The organism is Mycobacteriales bacterium, from assembly GCA_035533475.1.
Classification (GTDB): Bacteria; Actinomycetota; Actinomycetes; order DATLTS01; family DATLTS01; genus DATLTS01.
This window is the reverse complement of record DATLTS010000041.1, coordinates 40212-61082: the sequence shown is the minus strand read 5'-3', so window position 1 is coordinate 61082 and position 20871 is coordinate 40212. Positions and strand designations below refer to the sequence as shown.

Annotated in this window: 22 protein-coding genes; 20 read left to right on the top strand and 2 right to left on the bottom strand. The window is 70.8% G+C overall.

Going from position 1 to position 20871, the window contains the following annotated elements:
- Nucleotide 1: 1 nt before the first annotated feature.
- From VNG13_08915 to VNG13_08845, 15 genes are all read left to right on the top strand, one after another.
- Entirely contained in the window at nucleotides 2-256 is a 255-nt protein-coding gene (locus tag VNG13_08915) for a glutaredoxin family protein (GenBank protein ID HVA60641.1), read from the top strand.
- Between the two features lie 86 nt (nucleotides 257-342).
- A complete protein-coding gene (locus VNG13_08910) occupies nucleotides 343-1035 on the top strand; it encodes a redox-sensing transcriptional repressor Rex (GenBank protein ID HVA60640.1) in 693 nt (230 codons plus the stop codon).
- Nucleotides 1032-2345 carry a glutamyl-tRNA reductase gene (locus VNG13_08905; protein HVA60639.1) on the top strand — a complete coding sequence of 438 codons (1314 nt, stop codon included), beginning with the start codon at nucleotides 1032-1034 and terminating at the stop codon, nucleotides 2343-2345. The genes VNG13_08910 and VNG13_08905 overlap by 4 nt, the downstream gene beginning before the upstream one ends.
- Nucleotides 2342-3280, top strand: a complete 939-nt coding sequence (gene hemC / locus VNG13_08900) for a hydroxymethylbilane synthase (GenBank protein HVA60638.1) — start codon at nucleotides 2342-2344, stop codon at nucleotides 3278-3280. The genes VNG13_08905 and hemC overlap by 4 nt, the downstream gene beginning before the upstream one ends.
- On the top strand, nucleotides 3281-4867 hold the full coding sequence (locus tag VNG13_08895; protein ID HVA60637.1) for a uroporphyrinogen-III synthase: 1587 nt from the start codon (nucleotides 3281-3283) through the stop codon (nucleotides 4865-4867).
- Nucleotides 4864-5850, top strand: a complete 987-nt coding sequence (hemB, locus tag VNG13_08890; protein ID HVA60636.1) for a porphobilinogen synthase — start codon at nucleotides 4864-4866, stop codon at nucleotides 5848-5850. Before VNG13_08895 ends, hemB begins: the two co-directional genes overlap by 4 nt.
- The gene (gene hemL, locus VNG13_08885; GenBank protein ID HVA60635.1) at nucleotides 5847-7163 is read left to right on the top strand and encodes a glutamate-1-semialdehyde 2,1-aminomutase; all 1317 of its coding nucleotides are present in this window, start codon (nucleotides 5847-5849) and stop codon (nucleotides 7161-7163) included. The genes hemB and hemL overlap by 4 nt, the downstream gene beginning before the upstream one ends.
- A complete protein-coding gene (locus tag VNG13_08880) occupies nucleotides 7160-7807 on the top strand; it encodes a histidine phosphatase family protein (protein HVA60634.1) in 648 nt (215 codons plus the stop codon). The genes hemL and VNG13_08880 overlap by 4 nt, the downstream gene beginning before the upstream one ends.
- Nucleotides 7800-8378, top strand: coding sequence for a TlpA disulfide reductase family protein (locus tag VNG13_08875; protein HVA60633.1), 579 nt, complete (start codon nucleotides 7800-7802; stop codon nucleotides 8376-8378). The genes VNG13_08880 and VNG13_08875 overlap by 8 nt, the downstream gene beginning before the upstream one ends.
- Complete coding sequence (locus VNG13_08870) at nucleotides 8375-9169, top strand: cytochrome c biogenesis protein CcdA (GenBank protein ID HVA60632.1); 795 nt, start codon at nucleotides 8375-8377, stop codon at nucleotides 9167-9169. Before VNG13_08875 ends, VNG13_08870 begins: the two co-directional genes overlap by 4 nt.
- A complete protein-coding gene (locus VNG13_08865) occupies nucleotides 9169-10794 on the top strand; it encodes a cytochrome c biogenesis protein ResB (GenBank protein ID HVA60631.1) in 1626 nt (541 codons plus the stop codon). The genes VNG13_08870 and VNG13_08865 overlap by 1 nt, the downstream gene beginning before the upstream one ends.
- A 2-nt stretch (nucleotides 10795-10796) precedes the next feature.
- Nucleotides 10797-11825 carry a c-type cytochrome biogenesis protein CcsB gene (gene ccsB, locus VNG13_08860; GenBank protein ID HVA60630.1) on the top strand — a complete coding sequence of 343 codons (1029 nt, stop codon included), beginning with the start codon at nucleotides 10797-10799 and terminating at the stop codon, nucleotides 11823-11825.
- A gap of 18 nt (nucleotides 11826-11843) precedes the next feature.
- Nucleotides 11844-13289 (top strand): menaquinone biosynthesis decarboxylase, encoded by a 1446-nt coding sequence (locus VNG13_08855; protein ID HVA60629.1) that lies wholly within the window; start codon nucleotides 11844-11846, stop codon nucleotides 13287-13289.
- Entirely contained in the window at nucleotides 13286-14203 is a 918-nt protein-coding gene (mqnP, locus tag VNG13_08850; GenBank protein ID HVA60628.1) for a menaquinone biosynthesis prenyltransferase MqnP, read from the top strand. The genes VNG13_08855 and mqnP overlap by 4 nt, the downstream gene beginning before the upstream one ends.
- Entirely contained in the window at nucleotides 14200-14820 is a 621-nt protein-coding gene (locus tag VNG13_08845) for a UbiX family flavin prenyltransferase (GenBank protein ID HVA60627.1), read from the top strand. Before mqnP ends, VNG13_08845 begins: the two co-directional genes overlap by 4 nt.
- 7 nt (nucleotides 14821-14827) lie before the next feature.
- Here the strand turns inward: VNG13_08845 and VNG13_08840 are convergent, their stop codons facing one another.
- Nucleotides 14828-15076, bottom strand: coding sequence for a BldC family transcriptional regulator (locus VNG13_08840; GenBank protein HVA60626.1), 249 nt, complete (start codon nucleotides 15074-15076; stop codon nucleotides 14828-14830).
- 212 nt (nucleotides 15077-15288) lie between these two features.
- Between VNG13_08840 and VNG13_08835 the strand changes: the two genes are divergently transcribed.
- The 3 genes from VNG13_08835 to VNG13_08825 are packed head-to-tail and all read left to right on the top strand — an operon-like array spanning nucleotide 15289 to nucleotide 18346.
- Nucleotides 15289-16854: a hypothetical protein gene (locus VNG13_08835; protein HVA60625.1), complete on the top strand. Its 1566-nt coding sequence runs from the start codon at nucleotides 15289-15291 to the stop codon at nucleotides 16852-16854.
- A gap of 38 nt (nucleotides 16855-16892) precedes the next feature.
- Nucleotides 16893-18032, top strand: coding sequence for an aminofutalosine synthase MqnE (mqnE, locus tag VNG13_08830; GenBank protein ID HVA60624.1), 1140 nt, complete (start codon nucleotides 16893-16895; stop codon nucleotides 18030-18032).
- The gene (locus tag VNG13_08825; protein HVA60623.1) at nucleotides 18029-18346 is read left to right on the top strand and encodes a DUF4229 domain-containing protein; all 318 of its coding nucleotides are present in this window, start codon (nucleotides 18029-18031) and stop codon (nucleotides 18344-18346) included. Before mqnE ends, VNG13_08825 begins: the two co-directional genes overlap by 4 nt.
- Here the strand turns inward: VNG13_08825 and VNG13_08820 are convergent.
- Entirely contained in the window at nucleotides 18339-18719 is a 381-nt protein-coding gene (locus tag VNG13_08820; protein HVA60622.1) for a hypothetical protein, read from the bottom strand. The two genes, VNG13_08825 and VNG13_08820, sit on opposite strands and share 8 nt — an antisense overlap.
- 44 nt (nucleotides 18720-18763) lie before the next feature.
- Between VNG13_08820 and VNG13_08815 the strand changes: the two genes are divergently transcribed.
- Together VNG13_08815 and VNG13_08810 are read left to right on the top strand one after the other, a co-directional pair.
- Nucleotides 18764-19714 (top strand): heavy metal-binding domain-containing protein, encoded by a 951-nt coding sequence (locus tag VNG13_08815; protein HVA60621.1) that lies wholly within the window; start codon nucleotides 18764-18766, stop codon nucleotides 19712-19714.
- A gap of 60 nt (nucleotides 19715-19774) precedes the next feature.
- On the top strand, nucleotides 19775-20560 hold the full coding sequence (locus tag VNG13_08810; GenBank protein ID HVA60620.1) for a heavy metal-binding domain-containing protein: 786 nt from the start codon (nucleotides 19775-19777) through the stop codon (nucleotides 20558-20560).
- Nucleotides 20561-20871: the final 311 nt, after the last annotated feature.

The following is a 20871-nucleotide window of genomic DNA, read 5'->3' as shown; positions in this document are numbered from 1 at the left end:
GATGACCGCGCCGAGCCGGATCACCCTGCTCGGCCGGCCCGGCTGCCATCTGTGTGACGACGCCCGGGTAGCGCTGCGGCGGATCACTTCGGACCTGGAAATCGGCTTTAACGAGCGCTCCATCGTCGGCGACCCCGACCTCGAAGCGCGTTGGGCCGATTACGTGCCGGTCTTCCTCGTCGACGGGCGCGTGATCGGCTGGTTCCAGGTGGACGAGACGCGGCTGCTGGCCGCGCTGCGCGCTGGGCCCGGCTGATCGTCGACTTTGTGCATCTGTTCACAAGGTCGTAACCTCGAAGCAGCACCGCATCGCCGCGGTCATCTCCCGCCAGGAGCCCGACGTTGCCCGCTGCCCCCCGCCGGCCCGGCCGGCGCACCGGCCTTCCGGAAGCCACCATCGCGCGGTTGCCGGTCTACCTTCGCGTGCTCGGCGCGCTGGGCGAGGCAGGCATCGCCACGGCCTCGTCCGAGGAGCTCGCCGGGTCGGCCGGTGTCACCTCGGCGAAGGTCCGCAAGGACCTGTCCTATCTGGGCTCCTACGGCATCCGTGGCGTGGGCTATGACGTCGAGTACCTCGTCTACCAGATCTCCCGCGAGCTCGGGCTGACCCAGCCCTGGGCGGTCGTGATCGTCGGCGTCGGGAACCTCGGCCATGCCTTGGCAAATTACGGCGGCTTCAGCTCCCGCGGCTTCCGGATCGCGGCGCTCGTGGATGCCGACCGAGCCCGGGTCGGCGAGCCCGTCGGCGACCTCCGGGTCGGCCACCTCGACGAGCTCGAGCGCCTGATCGAGGAGTTCGGCGTGTCGATTGCCGTGCTCGCGACGCCGGTCGCGGCGGCCCAGGACGTCTGCGACCGGTTGGTGGCCGCAGGGGTCCGGAGCATCCTGAACTTCGCACCGGTCGTCCTCACCGTTCCGGACGGGGTGGAGGTCCGCAAGGTCGACCTGGCCGTCGAGTTGCAGATCCTGGCGTTTCACGAGCAGCGCAGGTCGGCCCGCGGCGAGCCCGACTACCTCGAGGCGGTGCTCCAGTGAGCGTCCTGTGCATCGGGCTCTCGCACCACGGTGCTCCGGTGGAGCTGCTCGAGCGGGCCGTGCTCAGCGCGACGGACGGCGACAAGCTGCTCGAGGACCTGATGGCCTGCCCCACGGTGGCCGAGGCCTTCGTCGTCTCGACGTGCAACCGGGTAGAGGTCTACGCCGAGGTGGAGATGTTCCACGCCGGCCTTCAGGAGGTTTCGCTGGCGCTGGCCCGCGCCACCGGTCTGGCTGCCGACGAGCTGACCGCGCATCTGTACGTCCACTACGAGGACCGGGCGGTCCACCACCTGTTCACGGTCACGAGTGGGCTGGACTCGATGGTTGTCGGGGAGAGCCAGATCCTCGGACAGCTGCGCGCCGCCTTCCGGGTGGCCCGCGATGCACAGACCGTGGGTCGGTCGCTGGGCAGCCTGCTGCCGCACGCCCTTCGGACTGGCAAGCGGGTGCACGCCGAGACGGGCATCGATCAAGCTGGCCGGTCCCTCGTCAGCGTCGGGTTGGACCTGGCGCGGGCCACCCTCGGCGCTCTCGAGGGACGACCCTCCCTGGTCGTCGGCGCGGGCTCGATCGGCGCCCTGGTGGGAGCCAGCCTGCGGCGGGCTGGCGTCACGGACGTCACCGTCGTCAACCGGACCGCGGCCAACGCATGGCGGCTGGCCGACGAGATCGACGGTCGCGCGCGCCCGCTCGCCGAGCTCGCCGAGGCGATGGCCGGAGCGGATCTCATCGTCTCCTGCACTGGCGCGAGCGGGGTTGTCATCGGCGCCGAGGATGTGGCGATCAGCGGTCGATCGAGGTTCTTCCTGGACCTGGCTCTGCCCCGCGACGTGGATCCCGCGGTCCGCGATCTGCCCGGGGTCACCGTGGCCGACCTGGAAACGCTGCGCGTCACGCTGGAGGCGAGGGGGGCCGGCACCGTCGCGGCCGACGTCGACGCTGCCCGGCGCATCGTCGTCGACGAGGTTGCCGCTTACCTGGCGGCCCGCCGGTCGGCCCGGGTGGCCCCGACCGTCGCGGCGCTCCGGTCGAAGGCCGCGGACGTCGTGGACACCGAGCTCCTGCGCTTGGCCGCCCGGCTGCCGGACCTCGACGACCGCGCCCGCCGCGAGGTGGCAGCGACGGTGCGTCGGGTGGTGGACAAGCTGTTGCACGCCCCCACCGTCCGAGTCAAGGAACTGGCAGAGGCCCCCGGTGGTGACGCCTATGCCGAGGCGCTGCGGGAGCTGTTCGGACTTGATCCGGCGGGACCGGCCGCGGTGATCCTCGCCGACGTGACGCTGCCCGGGTCGCCGGAGAGCCGATGACCGGAACCGCGACCACGAGCCTTCGGGTCGGCACCCGCCGTTCCACCCTGGCCCGAGCGCAAGCCGGATCCGTCGGGAGCGCGCTCACGGCGGCTACCGGGCGTCCGGTGGAGCTGCGGCCGAGCCTGACCGACGGGGACCGGTCGGCAGCGCGCCTTACCGACATCGGCGGCACCGGCGTCTTCGTCGCCGCGCTCCGCGACCGGCTGCTGGCCGGAGAGGTCGACGTCGTCGTGCACTCGGCGAAAGACCTGCCCGCGATCGATCATCCGGGACTCGTCATCGCCGCCGTCCCGGCCCGGGAGGATCCCCGCGACGTGCTGGTCGCCGCCGGGCGAACGCTCGCGGAGCTGCCCGATCGGGCCCGGATCGGCACGGGCTCGCCACGTCGGGCGGCCCAGCTGCGGGCGCTCCGTCCGCAGCTCGACATTGTGCCGCTGCGTGGCAATGTCGATACCCGGTTGCGTCGGGTCGCCCCCGGTGATCTCGACGCAGTGTTGCTCGCTCGGGCCGGATTGCTCCGGCTCGGCCGGTCTGAAGCGGCGGGCGAGATCTTCGAGCCGGAACGGATGATGCCGGCCCCCGGGCAGGGGGCGCTGGCAGTCGAATGCCGGGCCGACGACGAGGGGACTCGACTGCTGCTCCGCGAGATCGATCACCCGGCGAGCCACGTCGCGGTCCGGGCCGAGCGCGCCCTGCTGGCCGCTCTTGGCGCCGGGTGCAGTGCCCCGGTCGGCGCCCTCGCCACGGTCGTCGGTGCCGATTCGGTCACCGGGCCCCGGGGTATCCAGTTGTCCGCGGTCGTCGTCAGCCATGACGGCACGCGGGTGCTTCGCCTGTCCACTACCGGCCCGGTCGACGATCCCGACCGAGCCGGACAACGCCTGGCCGCGGCTTTCCTCGCCGCGGGTGCGGCCGATCTGATGGAGTCCTGAGTGAGCACGACCCGAACGAAGCGGAAGCAGCCGGGCAGCGTGGCCTTCGTGGGCGCCGGACCCGGCGACGAGCGCCTGCTCACCCTGCGAGGTGCCGAGCTGCTCGCCGGCACCGACGTGTTGGTCGGTGATCCGGCCCTGCTGGAGGCGCACGGTCACCACTGCCGGGTGGGCGTCGAGCTGCGCGCGATCGACCCGGCCGATCCGCCGGCCGTCGTAGCGAAGCTGCTCGCCGCCGCGGCCCGGGAGGGCCGGCGGGTGGTTCGCCTGGTGGACGGCGACCCCGGGCTCGGCTACGCGGCGGTCCGGGAGATCGACGCCTGTGCCAAGGCCAAGATCGTCCTCGAGATCGTGCCCGGCGTCTCCGACCACCTGGGTGTCGCCGCCTACATGGGCGTGCTTCCTGCCGGTCGTCGGTCGGGAGTGGTGGCGCTCGTTGATGCCGATGCTGCGTCGGTCGACTGGGAGGCTCTCGTCGACCCGACCACGACGGTCGTGGCCAGCGGTTCGCCGGGCGCGCTGGCCGACCTTGCCGTGGCTCTCGCCGCCCGGGGCCGCTCGGGTGCGCCGGCCGCGGTCACGGTGGCTGGCACGACCACAGTGCAACGCACCGTCGACGTGGACCTCGAGGCGGCGGCTGGCCGGCTCGCGGCGTTGACCGAGCGGCGCGCGGTGCTCGTCGTCGGTGACGCCGTCGCCGTCCGCGAGCGCTACAGCTGGTTCGAAACGAGGCCGCTGTTCGGTTGGAAGGTGCTCGTGCCTCGAACCAAGGAGCAGGCCGTCGGGCTCTCGGAGCGGCTGCGGTCCTACGGCGCCGTGCCGGTGGAGGTCCCGACCATCGCGGTCGAACCGCCGCGCACCCCGCAGGCGATGGACCGAGCGATCAACGGCCTGGTGTCCGGTCGCTATCAGTGGATCGCCTTCACCTCGACGAATGCGGTCCGGGCGGTGCGCGAGAAGGTCGAAGAGCTCGGCCTGGATGCCCGGGCATTCGCCGGGGTGCGGGTCGCCGTCGTCGGGGAGATCACCGCCGCGGCGGTGCAGGCCTGGGGAATCCGCCCGGACCTGGTTCCCGCCGCCCAGCAGTCGAGCGAAGGGTTGCTCGCGGACTGGCCGGACTACGAGCCGGGGTTGGACCCCCTAGACCGGGTGTTCCTCCCTCGAGCCGACATCGCGACCGAGACCCTGGCTGCCGGTCTGCTCGAGCGCGGCTGGCAGATCGACGACGTCACGGCCTACCGCACGGTGCGCGCGGCCCCGCCGCCGGCCGAGACCAGGGAAGCCATCAAGACCGGCGGATTCGACGCGGTCCTTTTCACCTCCTCCTCCACGGTGCGCAACCTGGTCGGCATCGCCGGAAAGCCACACGCGTCCACGGTGATCGCCGTGATCGGCCCGCAGACCGCGAAGACCGCAGAGGAACTCGGCCTGCGGGTGGACGTCATGGCCGGGTCGGCGTCGGCACTCGTCCTGGCCGACGGTCTCGCCGAGTTCGGGTCGGCGCGCCGGTTGGCCAACGAGCACGAGCCGCCGGGTAAGGCCAACCGCAGCCGACCAGCCGCGCGGCCGGTGAAGAAGGCGAAGTGAGCGGTTTCCCCGCCCAGCGGCCGCGGCGCTGGCGGCGGACGCCGGCGTTGCGGCGGCTTACCCGGGAGACCGTGGTTCATCCCGGTGACCTCGTGTTGCCGCTGTTCGTCAAGGAGGGGATCACCGAACCGGCTCCGGTCCGATCGATGCCCGGGGTCGTCCAGCACACGCGGGACTCGTTGCGCAAAGCCGCCCACGATGCGGTCGACGCCGGTGTCGGCGGACTGATCGTGTTCGGCATCCCGGTTTCGAAAGATGCCCGGGGGAGCGCGGCGGATGACCCGAAAGGCATCGTGGCGCTGGCCCTTGCCGATCTGGCTGCCGAGCTTGGCGACGCCACCGTCCTGATGGCCGATCTGTGTCTCGACGAGTACACCGATCACGGGCATTGCGGACTGCTCACCCCAGGGGGCCAGGTCGACAACGACGCCACGTTGGACCGGTACGCCTCGATCGCCGTCGCCCAAGCCGCGGCCGGCGCCCAGGTCGTTGCACCCAGCGGGATGATGGACGGCCAGGTCGGGGCCATCCGCGCCGCGCTCGACGACGCCGGACACGTCGATGTCGCGATCCTCGCCTATGCGGCCAAATTCGCGTCCGCGCTGTACGGACCATTTCGCGACGCGGCGGAATGCGCCCCCCAACTCGGCGACCGAGCGGGCTACCAGCAGGATCCCGGCAACGCGCGAGAAGCCCTGCGCGAAGTCCGCCTCGACATCGACGAGGGCGCCGACGCGGTCATGGTGAAACCGGCCCTGGCCTATCTCGACGTGATCCGACGGGTCGCCGACGAGGTGGACGTACCGGTCGCGGCGTTCCAGGTCTCCGGCGAGTACGCCATGCTCGAGGCGGCGGCCCACAACGGGTGGCTCGACCGCGATCGCACCATCCTCGAGCTGGTCACCGCCATCCGCCGGGCCGGCGCGGATGTCGTGCTGACCTACTGGGCGGCGGAGTTGGCCGCCCGGTTGGGCCGGTCGTGACGGCGGAAGCCACCGCCTTCCCGGGGGAGGGTTCCCGGCACTGGTTCGACCGGGCGCTGTCGGTCACCCCCGGGGGGGTGAACTCACCGGTCCGCGCATTCGGGGCGGTGGGTGGGATTCCAGTCGTCATGGCGTCGGGTTCGGGGCCCTACCTCACCGATGTCGACGGCCGCAGCTACGTCGACCTGGTCTGCTCCTGGGGGCCACTGCTCCTCGGCCATGCCCACCCCGAGGTTGTCGCGGCGGTGCGGGCGGCGGTTGGTCGGGGCACCAGCTTCGGAGCGGTGACCAGCACCGAGATCGAGCTCGCCGAGCTGATCGTCCGCCGGGTGCCGGCCGTCGAGCAGGTGCGTTTGGTCAACTCCGGCACGGAGGCGACGATGAGCGCGCTGCGGCTTGCCCGGGCCGCCACCGGGCGCCGCCTCATCGTCAAGTTCGCCGGCTGCTACCACGGGCACGTCGACGCGTTGCTGGTGGCCGCCGGCTCCGGAGCCGCCACATTCGCCCTGCCGGACACGCCTGGGGTAACCGGTGCGTCGGCGGCCGACACCGTCGTTCTTCCCTATAACGACGCCGCTGCCGTCGAGTCCCTCTTCGCGCAGCGCGGGCCGGAGATCGCCGCAGTCATCGCGGAGGCCGCGCCGGCCAACATGGGGGTGGTTCCGCCGCGGCCCGGCTTCAACGCCCTGCTGCGCCGGCTCGCTACCGACAGCGGTGCCCTGCTCGTCCTCGACGAGGTGCTGACCGGCTTCCGGGTGTCGCCAAGCGGCTGGTGGGGGCTCGAGCGGGTCACGCCCGATGTCATGACGTTCGGCAAGGTCATGGGCGGCGGTCTGCCGGCGGCCGCATTCGGCGGGTCGGCCGAGCTGATGAGCCGCCTGGCGCCCGGGGGCCCGGTCTACCAGGCGGGGACGCTTTCCGGGAACCCGGTCGCGGTCACCGCCGGGCTGGCCACGCTGCGCGCCTGCACCCCCGACGTGTACGACCGGGTCGACGCGGGTGCGCGCCTGGTTGCCGGCTGGGTGGAAGCGGCGCTGACCGAGGCCGGGGTGGCACACCAGATCAACCGGGCCGGCAGCCTGTTCTCGGTGTTCTTCACGGCCGAGCCGGTGAGCGACTTCGTCTCGGCCAGGCGGACCTCGGCGCCCCGCTACGCGGCGTTCTTCCACGCGATGCTCGAGGGCGGCGTCTACCTTCCCCCGTCCGGCTACGAGGCGTGGTTCCTGAGCTCCGCTCATGACGACGCGGCCCTGGAGGCGATCGAATCCGCTCTGGGCCCGGCGGCCCGGGCGGCCGCGGACGTCGACCCATGAGCAGCCCGCCGAGCCGGACGACCGTGCACCTGCTCCGCCACGGCGAGGTGGCGAACCCCGACGGGGTCCTCTACGGTCGACTGCCCGGGTTTCGGCTCTCGGCGGGGGGCGTCGCGATGGCCAAACTGGCCGCCGCCGCGCTGCGCGACCTCGATGTCGCCGTGGTCGTCGCCTCGCCGATGGAGCGGGCCCGCGAGACCGCCGAGCCGGTGGCCGAGCAGTTCGGCCTCGAGATCGTCGTCGACGACCGGCTAATCGAGAGCTGGAACCGGTTCGAGGGGCTCCGCTTCGGCGTCGGGGACGGCGCCCTGCGCCAGCCGTCCACCTGGTGGAGCCTCCGCGACCCGTTCACCCCGTCCTGGGGCGAGCCGTACCGTCAGGTGGCCGCGCGGGTGCTGGCGTCCTGTGACGACGCCCGCCGGGCGGCGTCCGGTCGCCACGCGGTGCTGGTGAGCCACCAGTTGCCGATCTGGGTCGCCCGCCGGTCGGTCGAGCGGCGCAGGCTCTGGCATCGTCCGGACCGCCGGCAATGCGGGCTGGCCAGCATCACCGCCCTGCACTACGACGGCGACCGGATCGCGGCGGTGAGCTACACCGAGCCGGCCGGCTCCGCAGCCGGGAGCGCGTGGATGCCCGGTGCCTAGAAACCGCCTGCTCCTTCCGCTCATCCTGTCGACGGCGGTGCTCGTGGGGTGCAGCGGATCGAACGCGGTGGATCCGACGACCGGCAATCCGAAGGACTACATAGACCTCGGCCAAGGCGAGACGGTGCTCGCCGCTGCTGACCGCCCGGCGGTGCCCGATCTGACCGGCACGTTGATCGACGGGCAACCTTTCTCGAGCTCAGCCTGGTCGGGCAGCGTCATCGTCGTGAACTTCTGGGGATCGTGGTGCGCGCCGTGCATCGCCGAGGCCGACGCGGTTGAAGCCGTCGCCGACCAGACCGCGCCGCTCGGTGTGCATGTACTCGGGATCGACGTCCGGGACACCGCCGTGGAGGCGTCCGCGTTCGACCGGAGACACGGGATCACCTACCCGAGCATCGAAGATCCCTCGGAGCAGACCGCCCTGAGCTTCCCGGACCTTCCGCCCGACACCATCCCGAGCACGGTCGTCATCGACCGGCGCGGCCGGGAGGCGGTCCGGATCCTCGGCGCGGTCGAATTCACCGGGCTGCTCGCGGTGGTCCGCCAGGTCGCTGCGGAACCGTCGTGATCCTCCTCGCCGGGGACGCGGGCGGGGTCGCCGCCACCGCCAACGGGTCGTTCCTGCTGGCGATCCCGATCGCGGCGCTGGCCGGGTTGGTGTCGTTCGCCTCGCCATGCGTGCTGCCGCTCGTGCCGGGCTACCTGTCCTACGTCACCGGACTGTCGGGGGCCGAGCTCGAGGTCGACGGTGCGGACCCGGCCCCCCGGCCATGGATCCGGAGGTACGGGCGGGTGCTCGCCGGCTCGGTCCTGTTCGTCGTCGGTTTCTCGGTCCTGTTCGTCAGCCTGGGAGCACTCTTCGGTCACCTGGGCAAGCAGCTGCTCGTCCACGAGATCGGCGTGGATCGGGGCCTCGGGGTCATGACGATCGTTCTCGGGCTCGCCTTTCTCGGCGTGGTCCCGGGGCTCCAGCGCGAGGCCCGGATTCACCGTCTTCCCGCCGTCGGCCTGGCCGGGGCGCCGGTCTTGGGGGTCATCTTCGGACTCGGCTGGACCCCCTGCACCGGGCCTACTCTCGGCGCCGTGCTCACCCTCGCTTACAACGGCGCCACCGGCACCCGCGGGGCACTGCTCGCGTTCGTCTACTGCCTCGGGCTGGGTCTCCCGTTCATCGTGGCCGGCCTCGCTTTCCGCCGCGCGCTGCGCGCCTTCCGTTTCGTCCGGCGGCATGCCGGCTGGGTGGTGCGGGTAGGCGGTGGCCTGCTCGTGGTCCTCGGTGTGCTGCTGGTGACCGGGGCCTGGGCTGACGTGTCGCGGTGGATGCTGCGCCTCTACCCCGGCTTCACCACGTCGATCTGATGACCGAGGTGCGGACCGATCCGGCGGCTGTGGACGACGGCGCGGGATCGGCGCTGTCCACGGCCCCCGAGCCGCCGCCCTCGGCGCGCGGCCGCAGCCCGCGCAGCACCGTTCGGCTGTGGTGGCGGCAGCTCACGTCGATGCGGACGGCGATCCTTCTGCTGTTCCTGCTCGCCCTAGCCGCCGTGCCCGGCTCATTGCTGCCGCAGCGCGGGCTCAACGCGGACAAGGTTGCCCGGTTCTTCGCGGCGCATCCGCATCTCGCGCCGTTGCTCGACCGCCTGTCGCTGTTCGACGTGTTCGGCGCCTGGTGGTTCGCCGCGATCTACCTCCTGCTGTTCGTGTCGCTGATCGGATGTCTTGTCCCGCGCATCCGACTGCACGCTCGGGCCCTGGCCGCTCGCCCACCGGCCGCCCCGCGCCGGCTTTCCCGGCTGCGCAGCCACGCCAGTTGGACCGTCCCCGGCGATCCGACGGCCGCGGTGGACGCCGCCCGGCGCCTGCTTCGGAAACGCCGCTTCCGGGTGGACGTGCGGGCCGAGCCGGACGGGGTGGTGAGCCTGGGGGCGGAGAAGGGCTACCTGCGGGAGACCGGCAACCTGCTCTTCCACCTTGCCTTGCTCGGGCTGCTCGCCGGGATCGGGCTCGGCGGGGTGTTCGGGTACAAGGGCACCGTGAACATCGTCCAGGGCGGCGGCTTCTCCAACACGCTGATCGGGTACGACACCTTCCATCCGGGGCGCGTCTTCAGCGACCGTGAGCTGGCGCCGTTCGCACTGACCCTGACCGGCTTTCGGGCGATCTACACCGCCTCCGGCGAGGCGGTCAGCTTCGATGCCCCGGTCCGGTACACGGCGGCCCCGGGCGAGGCCGCCCGCAGCTACGACATCCGGGTCAACCATCCGCTCGACATCGGCGGAACGAAGGTCTACCTGCTCGGGCACGGGTACGCCCCCCGGTTCGAGGTTTGGGACGCGCACGGCAATCTGGTCTACGACCAGGCGACGATCTTTCCTCCGATCGAGGTGACCAACTTCGCGTCGACCGGTGTCATCAAGGTCCCGGACGCCGTGCCTCAGCTCGGGTTCACCGGCTTCTTCTTTCCGACCGCCGGGCTGTCAGCGAGCGGGCTGCCGCTCTCGCTGTATCCGGCCGCTCGCCACCCGGTGGTCGCCTTGACGGCCTATCGAGGAGACCTCGGCCTGACTGGCGGCGCTCCGCAGAACGTTTTCGAGCTCGACACCACGCACCTGAAGAAGATCGGGATCGGAGTTCTGGTTCCGGGCCAGTCCATGCGGCTGCCCGGTGGTGGCCGGATCGAGTTCGTCGACGTCGAGCAGTTCGGCGCCTTCCAGGTCACCCACGATCCAGGGCGGACCCTGGCCCTGATCGCGGCCTTGACGATGGTTGCCGGCCTTGTGCTGTCGCTGCGGGTACGCCGCCGGCGGGTCTGGCTCAGGGCCTCCCCCGCCGGGGCCGGGTCGCCGGACGGGCGTACCGTGGTCGACGTCGCCGGGCTCGCCCGGACCGACCACGACGACTTCGCCGACGAGTTCGCGGAGCTCGTCGGGCTCCTGGATCCGGGCCGCGGCAGCGCGGGCCGGCCGGACCTGGATGAGGAGTGATCGTGCCCGACCCGCACGTCGCAGCCATCTCCGACGACCTGTTCGCCTCGGCGCTCACCGTGTACGTCTGCGCGATGTTCGCGTTCGCGGCCTCGTTCGCCTTCGGCCGCCGGGTGCCGATGGCTGGCTCCGCCGCGCCGGTCTCACAACGCCAACCGGTACTGGTCGGTGCCGGCGGGATGCCCGCGGATACGGCTGGTCCGGAGCCGACAGCCCACCCGGCCCAGGCGTCGCCCGGCGAACCGGGACGGGCGCGCGGTGCGCGCTTCGGCCGGATCGCCATCGCCCTGTCGCTGCTCGGTGTCGCCCTGCACGTCGGCGAAGTCGTCACCCGGGGGATCGCCGACGGGTTCGGCAACGGGCGGGTGCCCTGGGGCAACATGTACGAGTTCAGCTCCATGGTCGGCTTGATCGCCGTCGTCGGGTTCCTCGTCCTGCAGTGGCGGCAGCCTCGGACCAGGGACCTCGGTGTGTTCGTCATGCTGCCGGTCGCGCTCTATCTCGGCCTGGCCGGCACTGTGCTCTACGTCAAAGCCGGTCCGCTCGTGCCGGCCTTGCACTCCTACTGGCTGAAGATTCACGTGGTCGCCGCGATGACCGCCACCGGGACGTTGTTCGTCGGCGGGGTGGTCAGTTGCCTGCACCTCATCCGCCGCCGGTATGACCGCCGGAGTGCGGCCGGCGCACCGGAACCCCGATTCCCGATCGCGCACCGGCTCCCGACCGCGGCCGCTCTTGACCGGGCGGAGTACCGGGTGCTCGCCTTCGCCTTCCCGGTATGGACCTTCGCCATCATCGCCGGTGCCATCTGGGCCGAATCGGCCTGGGGCCGGTACTGGGGTTGGGACCCGAAGGAGACCTGGTCGTTCATCACCTGGGTCATCTACGCGGCCTATCTGCACGCCCGTTCCACCCGAGCCTTCCGCGGGGCCGCACCCGCCATCGCGCTGCTCGGCTTCGCGGCGCTGATGATCAACTATTACGTGATCAACATATTCATCAACGGGCTGCACTCCTACGCCGGCGTCTGACCGCCGTCCGGACTCGGCATGGCTTTCGACGACTTACGGGACTTCCTCGGGCATCTGGACCGAGCCGGCGATCTGCACCGGGTCCGCACACGGGTCGACCCGCGGCTCGAGATCACCGAGATCGTCACGCGGGTCATCCGGGCGGGCGGGCCGGCCCTGCTGTTCGAGCGGGTCGCCGGAAGTGACATGCCGCTGGCGATAAACGTCTTCGGGACCGAGCGTCGCATGGCGTCCGCGCTCGGGGCGGCGTCCCTGGACGAGCTCGGCGGCCGGATCGCCGAGCTGCTGCGCCCCGAGCTGCCGCACGGGATCGGTGGGCTGCGGGCGGCGGTGTCCCGGCTCTCCGGGTTACGCGCGGCACCTCCCCGGCGGGTGAAGACCGCACCGTGCCAGGAACTGGTCCGCCGGGGCGAAGACGTGGATCTCACGTCGTTGCCCGGCCTGCAGTCCTGGCCCGACGACGGTGGCGTCTTTCTCAACCTCGGGCTCACCCACACCCGGCATCCGGAGACCGGTGCGCGCAACCTCGGCCTCTACCGACTGCAGCGCCATGATCCGCGGACCATCGGCATGCACTGGCAGATCCACAAGGACTCCACGGCCCACCACGCGGTCGCCGAGCGGCGCGGGGAGCGGCTGCCGGTCGCAATCGCCTTCGGCTGCCCCCCGGCCGTCACCTACGCGGCGAGCGCCCCGCTGCCGCCGGAGATCGACGAGTACCTTTTCGCCGGCTTCCTTCAGGGCTCGCGGGTCGAGCTGGTCGACTGCCTCACCGTGCCATTGCAGGTGCCGGCTCACGCGCAGCTCGTTCTCGAGGGCTGGCTGGAGCCGGGCGCCCGACGTCCCGAGGGGCCCTTCGGGGACCACACCGGGTTCTACACGCCGGTCGAGCCTTTCCCCGCGCTGCGCGTCGAGTGCATGACCAGCCAGCCGGACCCGGTCTTCCAGAGCATCGTGGTGGGCCGCCCGCCCCAGGAGGACGGCCCGATCGGCAAGGCGACCGAACGGCTGTTCCTCCCCCTCGTGCGATTGACCATTCCCGAGATCGTCGACATGGACCTGCCGGTGGAGGGCGTGTTCCACAACTGCGTCATCGTGTCCATCGAAAAGCGCTTCCCCAAGCAGGCACAAAAAGTCATGAACGCCGTGTGGGGCGCCGGCTTGCTCTCGCTGTCCAAGCTCGTTGTAGTCGTCGACGCCGACTGCGACGTGCACGACTATTCCGAGGTTGCCTGGCGGGCCTTCGGGAACGTGGACTACGCCCACGATCTGCTGACCACGGTCGGGCCGGTCGACCACCTCGACCACGCGGCCTATCAGCAGTTCTGGGGTGGCAAGATCGGAATCGACGCCACGCGCAAGCTGCCGGCCGAGGGCTATCACCGAGGCTGGCCGGAGCCGATCCGGATGGATCCCGAGATCGTGGAGTTGGTCGACCGGCGCTGGCCGGAGTACGGGCTGTGAGCTCCCCGACGATGCTGGCAGGGAACGCCCCCCCGGCCAGGCGCCGCCCAGTCGGTGCGTTCCTCCGACTCGTCGTCATCGAGCATTCGGTCTTCGCCCTTCCGTTCGCCTACCTCGCCGCCCTCACCGCGATGGCACGCAACGGGGGCCGGCTCCGGGTCGGGGAGTTGCTGCTGATCACCGTCGCGATGGTGGCAGCGCGGACGTTCGCAATGGCGGCCAACCGGGTCATCGACCGCTCGATCGACGCCCGCAACCCGCGGACCGCGCAGCGCGAGCTGGTGACCGGCGAGGTCACTGTGCCGACCGCGCTGGCCGGAGCGCTCCTGGCCCTCGCCGTGTTCTTCGCCGCGGCGGCCGCCCTGTCCACGCTCTGCCTCGAGCTGGCTCCCCTCGCCGTCGTCCCGCTGGTCGCCTACCCATACGCGAAGCGGGTCACCTGGGCACCGCACGCGGTACTCGCCCTCGCCCAAGCGGTCGCGCCGATCGGGGCCTGGGTCGCGGTCACCGGCCGCTGGTCCGGGCCGGCGGTTGTGCTCGGACTGGCCGTGGGGTTGTGGATCGGGGGCTTCGATCTCATCTACGCCTGCCAGGACGCCGAGATCGACCGGGTCATCGGGGTGCGCTCGGTCCCCGCCCGATTCGGGGTGCGGACCGCGCTGGTCGCGTCGGCGGTCACGCATCTGGTGACCTTTGCGCTGTTCGTCTGGTTCGGCGCGCTCAGCGGCCTAGGCGGATGGTGGGACGCGGGCCTCGCGGTGACCGCGGTCATCTTCGGCTACGAGCACGCCGTCGTCCGGCCGGGAGACCTTTCCCGGGTCAACCGGGCCTTCTTCACCGCGAACGGCCTCGTCAGCTTCCTGCTTTTCGGCTTCGCGGTGGCCGATCTGGCCTCGGGCGGGTTGCACTGGTGAGCCTTACCCGCAGCCCGTGGGTGGTCGGCGTGTCCGGGGCCAGCGGCACCGGGTACGCGGCGGCGGTCATCCGTGGCCTGCTCGACGCCGGGGCGCCGGTCGACCTCGTGATCTCCCGGGCCGCCAGGCTCACCCTGCTCGACGAGACCGGGGTGAGCTGGAACGACGCAAACTGGGCGGAGCGCGCCGAACGCTGGCTGGGCCGTGACGTGGACGGGCTCGCGCATTGGAGTCCAGCGGACCTGGCCGCCGGTCCGTCCAGCGGGTCGTACCCGGCTGCCGGAATGATCGTCGTCCCGGCGAGTACGGACGCGGTCGCGGGGATCGCGCTGGGGCTCTCCAAGGATCTGTTGCAGCGGGCTGCCGGAGTCACCCTCAAGGAGGGCAGGCGCCTCGTCGTCGTTCCCCGCGAGATGCCTTTGGCCCGCGCCACGCTGTCCCACCTGCTGACCCTGGCCGAAGCCGGTGCCGTGGTCGCGCCGGCGTCACCCGCGTTCTACGCCGACTCGCGGGAGGTCCAGCAGCTCATCGATTTCGTAGCCGGCAAGATCCTCGACGCGATCGGTATCGACCACACGCTGTTCGCCCGCTGGACGGGCCGGTTGCGCGGGTCTTAGCGGGAACCTACGCGGGAGCGGTGTCGTTCTCCCGGGGGCTCCGAGCCGGCGGGACCGCGGCGGTGCCGTCCGCTCGCGCCGGCTCCTCGCCGCGAAGCAGGGCGCGGACTTCGGACTCGGGGAAGCGACGGTGGCCGCCCGGGGTGCGGATGCTGCTGATCCGCCCGGCGGCGGCCCATCGGGTCACCGTCTTCGGGTCGACGCGGAACAGGCTGGCGACCTCTCCCGGCGTCAGGAGCCGCTCACGGGTCTCCATGTTTCCCCCAGTTCTCTCTGCCGTCAGGTAGCAGGACACCGCACCCGGTGAACCGCTTTCCCGGATTGTGATCTATCCGGGCCGTTGTCCGCAGCGAAATGGCGAGGACCCGCAAGATCCGGAATCGCCCGACATATGGTCCCGATGGGCCATTGTCCCCGGACCAGGCGGCCGGGCAGGCTGCACACAGCAAGAAACTAGGGGGGTTAGCCATGGCCGCCATCCGGCCCGTTCTGCGCACCGCCTCGGCTGTTTTGGCGGTCGCGCTGGTCCCGGCCCTCGTCGTCCCGGCCCTCGCCGCGACGACGGCGGTACCGGCCGCCGGCTCGGCGGTGTCGGAGTTCACGCTGTTCCAGCTGACGTCCGGCACGACCTCGGTGGCCGCTGGCGAGCTCAGGTTGGCCAGCTCGACCTTCGGCACGCTCAGCTCGACGCTAGATGTAGTGCCCATCGACTCGAGCGTTACCGGCAAGGTGGGCGAGGTACGGGTCACGCCCGCGGACTCGCCCCAGACCGTGGGTGGTCAGTCGGCGAGCCTGCCGATTGGGGGCATCACCGGCCCGACCGTGAATGTCGTGGCAAGCACCGCTGGCGGTTACCCGCTGGCGTCGGCGACCATGTCCGGTCTCGGACGCGTCAATCTGCTGGGCATTCCGCTCACGGTCGGAACCGCGAACCTCGTTGCCACCTCGACCGTGACCCGCAGCCAGGCGCTGGCCGCGAAGACCTTGACGGTCGGCAAGTTCGGGCTGCCGTCGATCGGCTCTCTGCTGGACGCCTTCGGGCTCAACCTCGGACAGCTCACGACCAGTCAGATCGCCGGGCTCGTCGCAGTGCTCGGCTCGACCGTGTCCGCCACGACGGCTGCCGCGATCACCGCGGACAACGCGGCGGTCGCCTCCGGTCAGGCCGCGCTCGGGGTCGGGGCACAGAGCCTCGCGTCCGCGCAGACGCTGTCCAATACGGCGGAGGCGGCGTTCCTATCCGCCCTTTCGCCACTTGTCGCCGTGGGCGACGACACACTCGCCTACTGGAACAGCCTGGGAAGTGTCGGCCAGACCGCTCTTCTCGCCCTGCACAGCGGCCTCGCGGCCGCGAACACGACGATGGTCGAGGCCGCGAGCCTCGTCAGCGCCATCAGCAACCTGCTAACTGACGTCGGCACGGCGCTGCATGCCAATCCGTTGGCCGTGGTCAACGGGGTTCGCGTAGCGGTGAGCGCGCTGGCCAGTTCATCGCCGACTGCCGGGGCCACCGCCACGATCGGCTCGGTCGATGTGCTGGGCCTGGCGTCCTCCCTGTCGCAGTTCGCCGCCGTGGTCACCAACCTGACCACGACCCTCGATTCGATCACCGGGGTGCGGTTCGTGCCGCCCGCTATCTCCCTGGGGCAAGTCGCCCACGCCACTGCCCGTAGTGGCGGTGAGACCAAGGCCTACGCCTGGGCTGCCGGACTGCTCGTCACCCTCCCGTCCATCACCGTCCCGGCGGCTCTGCGTGCGGTACCCAGCCGAGCCCGCCTCAGTGCTCCGCGCATCGTCTCGGTGGCCAGCCCGACCGGGACGCTGACCATCGGGCAGATCGCGGAGTCGGCGGTCTTCCAGGCGGCCGTCCCCGCGACCGTTCAGCAGGCCCCGGCCGTGGCTCCGAAAGCGCCCACTAGCCCGGGGCGGGCACTTCCCGACACCGGCCTGGCCGTCGGTATCCCGATCGCCGCGATGGTCCTCGTGGGTTGCGCCCTGGTGGTCCGGCGGTGGCGCGGGAGTGCCGGGCACTGACGACGTAGGCTGGTCTCCCGGATACAGAGGGAGACCCCGTGGTGGTGGACGCCGGGTGGCGGCGTGAGCTCGAGGCAAAGGTGCACGCCGGCGACCGCCTGAGTTACGAGGACGGGGTGGCGCTGTACGCCAGCGACGACCTGGCGTGGCTCGGTGAGTTGGCGCACGAGGTGCGGACCCGCCGCCACGGCGACGCGGTCTACTTCAACGTGAACCGGCACCTGAATCTCACCAACGTGTGCACGGCCTCCTGCGCCTACTGTTCGTTTCAGCGCAAGCCCGGCCAGAGCGACGCCTACACGATGCGGGTCGAGGAGGCGGTTCGGCTCGCGACCGCCATGCAGTCCGCGGGGATCACCGAGCTGCACATCGTCAACGGGCTCCATCCAACGTTGCCTTGGAAGTACTACCCGCGGGTACTACGAGAGCTACGGGCCGCCCTGCCCGGGGTGGCACTCAAGTGCTTCACGGCAACCGAGATTCATTACTTCGAAAAGATCAGCGGGTTGCCTGCCGACGAGGTGCTCGACGAGCTGATCGACGCCGGTCTCGACTCCCTGACCGGTGGCGGCGCCGAGATCTTCGACTGGGAGGTGCGGCGCAAGATCGTCGACCACGACACGCACTGGCCGGACTGGTCCCGGATCCACCGGCTGGCTCACGGCAAGGGGTTGCGTACCCCCGCCACGATGCTCTACGGGCACATCGAAGAGCCGCGGCACCGGGTGGACCACGTCCTGCGGCTGCGCGAGCTGCAGGACGAAACCGGTGGCTTCGCGGTGTTCATCCCGCTCCGGTTCCACAACGACAACAATGCGCTGTCGCATCTTCCGATGGCCACCGGTGTCGACGCGCTGAAGACCTTCGCCGTGTCGCGTCTGCTGTTCGACAACGTCCCGCACGTGAAGAACTTCTGGGTCATGCACGGCCTCGCGACCGCGGCGCTCTCGCTGTCGTTCGGCGCGGACGACCTGGACGGCTCGGTCGTCGAATACAAGATCACCCATGACGCGGACGGCTTCGGCACGCCGGACGTCATGACCCGAGAGGACCTGCTCGACCTCATCCGCGGAGCCGGGTTCCGCCCGGTAGAGCGCAACACCCGCTACGAGGTGCTCAGGTCTTATGACGGCCCCGATCCACGGCTGCGCGAGTCTCCGCAGCCGATGCCGGCGTGACCGCCCCCGCGGCGCCCCGTCGCGGGGTCTGGTTCCGGTACAACGTGGCCCGCCTCGGGTTGCTGGTCGCCGCCCTGGGCCTTGGCTACGTGGCCGGTCTCCGCGGCGTCCTGCTCGCGGTCGCCGCCCTGCTGGTATCCGGAGTGCTCAGCTATTTCGTGCTGAGCCGGCTGCGGATCGAGCTTGCCGCGGCGCTGAGCCAGGCGGTCGACACCCGGCGGAGCAAGTTCGCCGCACGAGCTGCCCGAGAGGACGCGGTGGTCGACGCCCTCGCCGACCGCAGCGACGGGCCGGCGGGTCGCCCGATCAGCTGAGCAGCCGGGACAGCGCCTCCCGGCCGCGGCTTTCCGCGGTCGCGTAAAGAGCCAACTCGGTCGCCAGGGCCCGCGACCAGGTGTCGAAGTCGACCTGATCCCCGGACAGCCGGACCCCACGCACCTCGTGCACGATCTCCGAGGTCACTCCGGTCGACGCACGGGCCACGAGAAACTTGCGGTCGCCGATGCCGACCGACACCCGTTCCACCCGGCTGCGTCGGCCGAAGCGGCCGCCGGAACGGTCGACCGTGGTGAGGTTCGGCAGGGCATCCTCGAACTTCGCGGCGAGCACCTCGAGGAAAACCGACAGGTCCGCCGAGTCGGCGCGAATCGATGCCGCGAGCGCATCGACGTCGGCTGGTTCCGTCACTCGGCCGAGTCTGCCATCCTGGGGCTTACCTCCGAGGAGGAATGGTGACCACGTCCGAGCCCCCGTCCGACGACGAGCGTAGCGCGGCGCTGATCGCGGCTGGCCGGCTTCCGCTGCGCGCCCAGCAGCGGCTAGCCGCCCTGGCCGGTTCCCGGGCCTTCACCAGCGACCTGACGATCGGGGAATTCGAAGCGGTCCGATCTGTGGGCTTCGAGCCGGTCGGACAGGTGATGGGCTCGAGTGTCTACCAGATCGGGTTCGCCGGACCGGGCTACTGCGGCGTCCCGCTCCAGACGAGCTGGCAGACGATGTCCGGGGCGGGGGGGGCCTGGGCTGGCTTCGGCTACCTGGTGCACGCCCTGCGCGACGTGCGACACCGGGCCATGGAGCGGGCTCGCGCCGAGGCCGCGGCGCTGGGTGGCGATGGGGTGGTCGCCGTGCGCCTGTCGATGAGCCGCTTCCCCGGGGCCATGAACGCACTCGAGTTCCAGGCGATCGGGACGGCGATCCGCGCGCCCGGCCCGCACCGGCCCCCCCGGCCGTTTCTCTCCGACCTATCCGGTCAAGACTTCGCCAAGATCTTCGAAGCCGGCTGGATCCCGGTCGACATCGTCATGGGTATCGCGGTCGAAATCCGTCATGACGACTACCGCACGGTCATGACCCGCAGCATGTTCAACGTCGCGAATGCGGAGATTCCCGGTTACACCCAGCTCGTGACCGACACCCGGGCCGCGGCCCGGGTGTCGGTCGAGTCTGATCTCGCCCGGGTGGGCGGGCAGGTGGCCGTCGTGGCCGCCATGGATCTCAAAATGCACGAGCAGGAGTGTCGCGCCTACCAGGGTGGGCGCGACCACATCGGCGAGGCGACCGTGCTCGGGACTGCGCTCGCCCAGTACGCATCCGGCCAACGGACCCATGGCCGTCGGCTGGCTGTCCTGCCGCTGTCCGACCGGGTTCGCCGGCGTCGGCCCGAAGCCGTCATCAATGTCTGATCTGCGGAAGGAAGACACGTGAGCACCGAGCCCCAAGCCGACGGCCTCCCCGAAGCTGCGATGAAGCGGCTCGGCGAGTTGAAACCCGGCAACCGCGGGTCCATCTTCACCAGCGACCTGTCCGTCAACGAATTCCTGCTCGTGAAGGAGGCCGGCTTCCATCCGCTCGGCCTCGTTTTCGGTAGCTCCATCTACCACGTCGGGCTTCAGCTCGGCCGCTGGAGCAAAAATCAGGAACTCGACGTACTCAGCCAGGCGATGTACCAGGCCCGGGAGTTCGCGATCAGCCGGATGGAGGCGGAGGCCAACCTGCTGGGCGCCGACGGCGTAGTAGGAGTCCGGCTCGACGTCGAGTTCAAGGAGTGGGGCTCCGACATCGCCGAGTTCATCGCGGTCGGCACGGCCGTGCGGGCAGATCACGAGAAGACCACGTCGACCGGTTGGCGCAACAACAAGGGTCAACCGTTCACCAGTGACCTGTCCGGACAGGACTTCTGGACCCTGCTTCAGACGGGCTACGCCCCGCTCGGCCTGGTGATGGGGAGCTGCGTCTACCACGTCGCCCATCGGGGAATCGCCTCGACGCTGTCGAACGTCGGGCAGAATGCCGAGCTCCCTACGTTCACCCAGGCGCTGTACGACGCCAGGGAGCTCGCCATGGAACGGATGCAGAAGGAGGCCGAGGCGCTGGAGGCCGAAGGCATCGTCGGTGTCGCCCTCAACCAGTTCAGCCACACCTGGGGCTCGCACACCATCGAGTACCTTGCGATCGGGACGGCGGTCCGCCCGCTCGCCGCCGACCACGTGGTGCCGCCACCCCAGCTGGTGCTAACCCTCGACGACTGATCGCCGGGGCACCGGCCGGCAACCGTCGACCCGCTCCGTAGGGTGACCAGGTGAGTTCCTCGGCGCGGCCCCGGGTCGGGCACATTCAGTTCCTCAACCGCCTGTTGTCAAGGCCGAGCGTCGGCTCGGATGTGTGCCCAGGCGCCGCCGCTTACCCCCGAGTGTGCAATTTCCGACGCCCCGTACCCGTCCGTGAGCGTGCCCTCGGTCGGAAATTGCACACTCGCCGACGGCTGGGGCCGGTTGGGGCCGGTTGGGGCCGGTTGGGGCCGGCTGGGCGCCGCCTCGCCCGCCTCATTTACCTCGCCCGC

What these genes read in the sequence shown, in the direction of transcription:
- hemC (HVA60638.1), top strand. Translation starts at nt 2,342, where the DNA reads ATGACCGGAACCGCGACCACGAGCCTTCGGGTCGGCACCCGCCGTTCC.
- VNG13_08835 (HVA60625.1), top strand. Translation starts at nt 15,289, where the DNA reads ATGGCCGCCATCCGGCCCGTTCTGCGCACCGCCTCGGCTGTTTTGGCG.
- VNG13_08865 (HVA60631.1), top strand. Translation starts at nt 9,169, where the DNA reads ATGACCGAGGTGCGGACCGATCCGGCGGCTGTGGACGACGGCGCGGGA.
- VNG13_08855 (HVA60629.1), top strand. Translation starts at nt 11,844, where the DNA reads ATGGCTTTCGACGACTTACGGGACTTCCTCGGGCATCTGGACCGAGCC.
- VNG13_08880 (HVA60634.1), top strand. Translation starts at nt 7,160, where the DNA reads ATGAGCAGCCCGCCGAGCCGGACGACCGTGCACCTGCTCCGCCACGGC.
- VNG13_08810 (HVA60620.1), top strand. Translation starts at nt 19,775, where the DNA reads ATGAAGCGGCTCGGCGAGTTGAAACCCGGCAACCGCGGGTCCATCTTC.
- VNG13_08840 (HVA60626.1), bottom strand. Translation starts at nt 15,076, where the DNA reads ATGGAGACCCGTGAGCGGCTCCTGACGCCGGGAGAGGTCGCCAGCCTG.
- VNG13_08915 (HVA60641.1), top strand. Translation starts at nt 2, where the DNA reads ATGACCGCGCCGAGCCGGATCACCCTGCTCGGCCGGCCCGGCTGCCAT.